Here is a 393-nt window from a genome sequence, read left to right as displayed (position 1 = left end):
TTTTCGGCCGTCCTGTGTACTTCTCCGGATGCAAGTTGTAATCCTTGATCGCTTCGTAGAACGAGGACCAATCTTCTAATACCTTTTTGATGACATGCTGATTTGATTGGGCAGGTAGTGCCCGATAGTCAGGTTGTTTCATGGTTTTGAAAAGTCCATCCATAAGACCGTAACCGACTGTCTTCTTTTCTTCGGATGGAGGGGTAAACAGGTAAAGCTTTACTGATTCGTCGTCTGGATTTTTCGCTTTCCTTTTCTCGAACTGTGCCTGTTTTATCGTATTCATCAAAGGAAGGTGGCGGGTAATGGCATCCAGTACCTCTTTCTAATTGGCATTTGATGTCCCGTTTCGCATGGCTGTGAACACCTGTCGATAGTAGAAATTCGTCGTGT

1 pseudogene is annotated in these 393 nt (G+C 44.5%); it reads right to left on the bottom strand.

What is annotated here, in order from left to right:
* Nucleotides 1-286, bottom strand: a pseudogene (locus ACY9Z2_RS18880) (RNA-guided endonuclease InsQ/TnpB family protein); the annotation flags it as partial.
* Nucleotides 287-393: the final 107 nt, after the last annotated feature.

This window comes from Virgibacillus sp. GM2-2, assembly GCF_055329585.1.
This window is presented reverse-complemented; position numbering and strand designations above follow the sequence as displayed.